Source organism: Streptomyces sp. FH025 (assembly GCF_017427025.1).
In the GTDB taxonomy this organism is placed as follows: Bacteria; Actinomycetota; Actinomycetes; order Streptomycetales; family Streptomycetaceae; genus Kitasatospora.
Window position 1 is genome coordinate 1 of record NZ_JAFLNG010000607.1, and the last position, 4,752, is coordinate 4,752.

The 4,752-nt window shown below is 73.8% G+C and carries 6 protein-coding genes and 1 riboswitch; of the genes, 4 read left to right on the top strand and 2 right to left on the bottom strand.

The genetic code is table 11. From position 1 onward, the window contains the following. Positions 1-723, top strand: a 723-nt coding sequence (locus J0670_RS30405) for an MFS transporter (protein ID WP_207814951.1), incomplete at its 5' end; no start/stop codon positions are given. Positions 724-810: 87 nt separating this feature from the next. On the opposite strand, the gene J0670_RS30410 is transcribed toward J0670_RS30405, so the two are convergent. Further along, positions 811-1,185, bottom strand: coding sequence for a helix-turn-helix domain-containing protein (locus J0670_RS30410; RefSeq protein ID WP_207814953.1), 375 nt, complete (start codon positions 1,183-1,185; stop codon positions 811-813). 74 nt (positions 1,186-1,259) lie between these two features. Between J0670_RS30410 and J0670_RS30415 the strand changes: the two genes are divergently transcribed. The 3 genes from J0670_RS30415 (at position 1,260) to J0670_RS30425 (ending at position 3,668) form a co-directional block, all read left to right on the top strand. Continuing rightward, positions 1,260-1,907 (top strand): NADPH-dependent F420 reductase, encoded by a 648-nt coding sequence (locus J0670_RS30415; RefSeq protein WP_207814954.1) that lies wholly within the window; start codon positions 1,260-1,262, stop codon positions 1,905-1,907. Between the two features lie 100 nt (positions 1,908-2,007). After that, on the top strand, positions 2,008-2,319 hold the full coding sequence (locus tag J0670_RS30420) for a helix-turn-helix transcriptional regulator (RefSeq protein WP_207814955.1): 312 nt from the start codon (positions 2,008-2,010) through the stop codon (positions 2,317-2,319). 149 nt (positions 2,320-2,468) lie between these two features. Then, complete coding sequence (locus J0670_RS30425; protein ID WP_207814956.1) at positions 2,469-3,668, top strand: MFS transporter; 1,200 nt, start codon at positions 2,469-2,471, stop codon at positions 3,666-3,668. Between the two features lie 31 nt (positions 3,669-3,699). Here J0670_RS30425 and J0670_RS30430 read toward each other — a convergent pair whose 3' ends face one another. Further along, positions 3,700-4,566: a bifunctional 5,10-methylenetetrahydrofolate dehydrogenase/5,10-methenyltetrahydrofolate cyclohydrolase gene (locus tag J0670_RS30430; RefSeq protein WP_207814957.1), complete on the bottom strand. Its 867-nt coding sequence runs from the start codon at positions 4,564-4,566 to the stop codon at positions 3,700-3,702. Positions 4,567-4,586: 20 nt separating this feature from the next. Next, positions 4,587-4,672: riboswitch (ZMP/ZTP riboswitch) on the bottom strand. Between the last annotated feature and the right edge of the window lie 80 nt (positions 4,673-4,752).

Consider the following 4,752-nt stretch of genomic DNA (forward strand, 5'->3'; position numbering starts at 1 on the left):
GACGGAGTGGGCTGGGCGGCGGGCGTGCTGGCCGTCGCGGCGCTGGCGTACGGCGAAGGCGGCCAGCGCCGGGCCGCCGACCCGCTGGTGCCCCCGGCGCTCTGGCGCCGTCCGGGACTGGCCGGGGCGCTCGCGGTGGCGGTGCTGATGTACGCGGGGTGGGTCGGGGTCAACTACTTCGCGGCGCTGCTGCTGCGCGACGTACTGGGCTACGGCCCGCTGGCCACCGGGGTGGCGTTCCTGCCGCTGGCCGTCGGCGGCACCGCGCTGCCCCTGCTGGCCGGGCGCCTGGTGTCCCGGCTGGGCGCGCGGCGTCTGATGCTCTTCGGTCTGGCCTGCTACACGGTGGGGTTGGCCGGCTTCGCGCTGCTGGGCCCGGGTTCCGGCTACTGGACGGGCGTGCTGCCGCTGCTGGCCGTGGTGATCGTCGGGCTGTCGCAGACCTTCGTGTCCGCGAACGTCACCGCCCTGGCCGGAGCGGGCGAGGACGAGCAGGGCGTGGCCGGGGCGCTGTTCAACACCGCCCTCCAGGTCGGCGGGGGACTGGGCCTGGCGGTCCTGTCGACCGCCTCCCAGGCGGCCGGCGCCGGGACACTCCCCGGCTACCGCGCGGCCTTCCTGACCGCCGCCGCCCTGTCCTGCGTGGCCCTCCTCTGCGCCGCCGTCCTCGTCCCCGGCCCGGCCCTCACCCGTCGGGGGGAGGAAGCGGGGCTGAGGACGTAGGTGTGGCGGAAGGTGACCCGGGGCCGGCGGACGGCGCGCAGGCGGGTGGTGGTGCGTGTGCGGATGAGGGGAGTCAGCCGGGTTCACTCACAACTCGACTCCCTGGTCTGAACGTTCGTTGCGGGCGAGGGCGGCGGCGACCTCGTCGCCGTGCTCGAAGGCCCAGGCCCCGAGTGCGCTGACCGGGCCCAGGAGGGTCGTGCCGAGGTCGGTGAGGGCGTACTCGACACGTGGCGGTGAGCCCGGGTGGGGGGTGCGTCGGACCAGGCCGGCCCGGCAGAGGCGGTGGAGTGCCTCGTTGAGGGCTTTGGGGCTGATGCCGCCGATCTGCCGGACCAGTTCGCCGGGGCGGTGGGGGCGGCGGCCGAGCGCCCACAGGACGACCGGATCCCAGGTGTGGGCGATCAGGTCGAAGGTGAGGCGGGCGCGGCAGTCGGCGAGAAAGGCCTGGTCGTGGGTCATGCACCGAATGGTGCCTGAGCCCTGTCCTAGCGTCGACTCATAAACACCGGACGGGAATTGAGGAGCTGGTGCGGGTGAGGATCGGGATCGTGGGAACCGGAGCGATGGCCGGGGTGCTGGGCGGGCGCTGGGTGCGGGCCGGGCACGAGGTGATGGTGGGCGGACGGGACGCGGGCCGTACCGCGCGGACGGCGGCGCTGACCGGTGCGCGGGCCGGCACGGTGGGGCAGGCGGTGCGCCACGGCGAGGACGTGGTGCTGCTGGCGGTCCCGTACGCCGCGGCGCCGGCGCTGGCGGCGGCCCATGCCGGGGCGCTGGCGGGGCGGGTGGTGGTGGACTGCTCGAACCCGGTGGGGCCCGGTTTCACCCTGACCACCGGTACCGGCCCGTCGGCGGCCGAGCGGATCGCGGCGGCGGCGCCCGCCGCCCGGGTGGTCAAGGCGTTCAACCTGTGCCACGTGAGCGTGTGGGGCATCGAGGAGCCGGTGTTCGAGGGCGGCGCGCTGGCGGTGCCGCTGTGCGGTGACGACGACGCCGCCCTCAAGCTCGTCGGGGCCCTGGTACGGGATGTGGGGTGCGAGCCGCTGGCGGCGGGCCCCTTGGCGCGCGCCCACCTGCTGGAGGCGACGGCCGCGCTGCTGATCGGCCTGTGGGTGGGGGAGGGAGCCGACGCCCGGGCGATCGCCCCGCCGTTGGCGTACGCCGTACCACGGGAAGGGTGACCGGCCCGGCCGTAGCGGGCTCGCCTTGACACCCCAGGACGTATCCAGAATATTAGATGCGTCGGGAGAGGCCCGGGCGGGTGAGGAAAGGGAGTGTGCGGTGGATCCGCTGGCCGTGCACAAGGCGCTCGCCAATCCGGCGCGCGCGGACTTCCTGCGCTGGCTGAAGACGCCCGAGCGCTACTGGGACGAGGAGTACTACCGCGAGCGCGGGGTCGGCTTCCACATCGGGGTGTGCGTCACCGAGATCCAGGAGCGATCGGGGCTGGCCCAGTCGGTGGTCTCCGGCTATCTGCGGATCCTGCGGGATGCCGGGTTGCTGACCTGCGAGCGGGTGGGGAAGTGGACCTTCTACCGGCGCAACGAGGAGACGATCGCGGCCTTCGCGGCGTACGTGCGCGACGAAATGTGACTCTGCGGGCCTCGGGCCCGTGCTCCCTCCGCGCGTGCTGCGTGTGAGGAAGGGGCGCCTTCGCGGCGCCCCTTTTCTCGGCCCTGATGCATCTAACTATCTAGATTTGTGGCTTGATTTTGGAGGTTCGAGGTTCGATGGGAGCCGTTGTGAGCAGGAGTGCTCTGGCCGTCCCGGTCCTGGCGGTGGGGGTGTTCGGGATCATCACCACCGAGATGGGCGTGGTGGGTGTGCTGCCACGCCTGGCCGAACGCCTGGGAGTGGGGGCGTCGGGGGCGGGGTGGCTGGTCGGCGCGTTCGCGCTGACCGTGGCCGTCACCGGCCCGTTGACCACGCTGCTGGCCTCCCGGCTGCCCCGCAAGGCCGTCCTGGCGGCGGCGCTGGCGTTGTTCGCGGTGTCCAACGCGGTCTACGCGCTCACCGACTCGTTCCCGGTGATGCTGGCCTTCCGGGTGCTGCCCGCGCTCGCCCATCCGGTGTTCTTCGCCCTGGCCCTGACCGCCGCGGTGCGGCTGGCCGCGCCGGGCAAGGGGGCGCGTGCGGCCACCACCGTGTTCGCCGGAGTCAGTGCCGGCTTCGCGTTCGGCGTCCCGCTCACCTCCTACCTCGCCGACCACCTCGGCCTGGCCGCGGCGTTCTGGACGGCGGCCGCGGTCAACGTGCTGGCCTGCGTCGGGATCCTGCTCTTCTTCCCCCGCATGGACGACGTCGAGCGCCCCTCCTACGCAGGGCAGTTGGGGATCCTGCGCAGCGCGCGCCTGTGGTTGTCGGTGGCGGGGGCGACGCTGGTGTTCGCCGCGATGTTCTCCGGCTACGGCTTCTTCGCCGAGTACCTGGAGAACGTCACCGGCGTCGACGCCTCCCTCACCGGGCCCGCCCTGATGGCCTTCGGTGTCGTCATGACGGTCGGCAGCGTCGGCTTCGGCCGCCTGCTGGAGCGCAACCTGACGCGCACCGTCACCGTCTACCCGGTGCTGTACGTGGGCCTGTACGTGCTGCTGTACGCCATCGGGTCCCACCCGGCGGCGATGGCGGGCGGGGTGCTGCTGTGGGGCGCGGTCCACTCCGGCGGCCTGGCCGTGGCGCAGGGCTGGCTGGCCCAGGACGCCACCGCCGCACCGGAGTTCGGCAACAGCCTGTTCATCTCCTTCTCCAACCTCGGCATCACCGCGGGCACCGCGCTGGCGGGGGCCACCGTCAGCGCGGCCGGGCCCGGCGACCTGCCGCTGACCGGGGCCGCCCTGGCCCTCGCCGCCGGCGTCGTGATCCTGGCCCGCCGCCGCCTCGGCCCCGCGGCTTCGTCCGGGTCGCAGGACCGGCACGACTCGCGGACGACCGCCGCTGCCTGACCCGCCCCGTCCCACCGGCGGTGGCGCGGGCTCAGGGCGCGACGGTACGGAGCTGCCGAGCGGCCGCCTCGACGGTCTGCGCGAGGAGCACGGCGATCGTCATCGGCCCGACACCGCCGGGGACGGGAGTGATCAGGCTCGCCCGGTGCCGGGCGGTCTCGAAGTCGACGTCCCCGACGTTGCCGGGGTTGTAGCCCGCGTCGACCACCACCGCACCGGGCCTGATGTCCGCCCCGGCGATGAAGCGCGGCCGGCCCACCGCCGCCACCAGGACGTCCGCCTGCCGCACGATCGAGGACAGGCCCACGGTGCGCGAATGGCAGTACGTCACCGTAACGTCCCGCCCGAGCAGCAGCATGCCGACGGGCTTGCCCAGGATCGGGCTGCGCCCCACCACGACGGCGTGCTTGCCCGTGAGGTCGACGCCGTACTCGTCGAGCAGACGCAGGATCCCCCCGGGCGTGCAGGAGACGAAGCCCGGCAGGCCGAACCCCATCGCGGCGAAGGAGTGCATGGTGACCCCGTCGACGTCCTTCTCCGGGGCGATCGCCTCGAACGCGGCGCGCTCGTCGATGTGCCCGCCCACCGGGTGCTGCAACAGGATGCCGTGCACGGCCGGATCCTCGGACAGCGCGCCGATGGCCTCCACCAGCCCGGCGGTGCTCACCGACGCGGGCAGCGCCACGTGCCGCGACACGATCCCGGCCCGCTCGCACCGGGCGCGCTTCATCCGCACGTACGTGACCGAGGCCGGGTCCTCGCCCACCAGCACCGTCGCCAGACACGGCGCCGTCCCGGTGCGCCGCAGGAGGTCGGCGGCGCTCGCCGCGCTCGTCTCGGTGATGCGGCGGGCCAAGGCGGTGCCGTCCATCAGCCGCGCCTGGTGGGTGTCGGTCATCTCTGCTCCCGGGGCTCCACACGGATCGCCCAGGCGCGCGGCAGTGACAGGATGCCAGGCCGCTCCCCGGTGGTACCCCACCCAAGCGCCAGTCACGGCCCGCCAACCACCATAGCCGACCGGGCGGTTGGGGGTTGGCGGGCCGGCCTTCCCCGACGTGTCTCATTTCGCGCTCTTGGGGCCGCC

Excerpts from the sequence above, each read along its gene's own strand:
- J0670_RS30410 (WP_207814953.1), bottom strand. The coding sequence starts at position 1,185 with ATGACCCACGACCAGGCCTTTCTCGCCGACTGCCGCGCCCGCCTCACC.
- J0670_RS30430 (WP_207814957.1), bottom strand. The coding sequence starts at position 4,566 with ATGACCGACACCCACCAGGCGCGGCTGATGGACGGCACCGCCTTGGCC.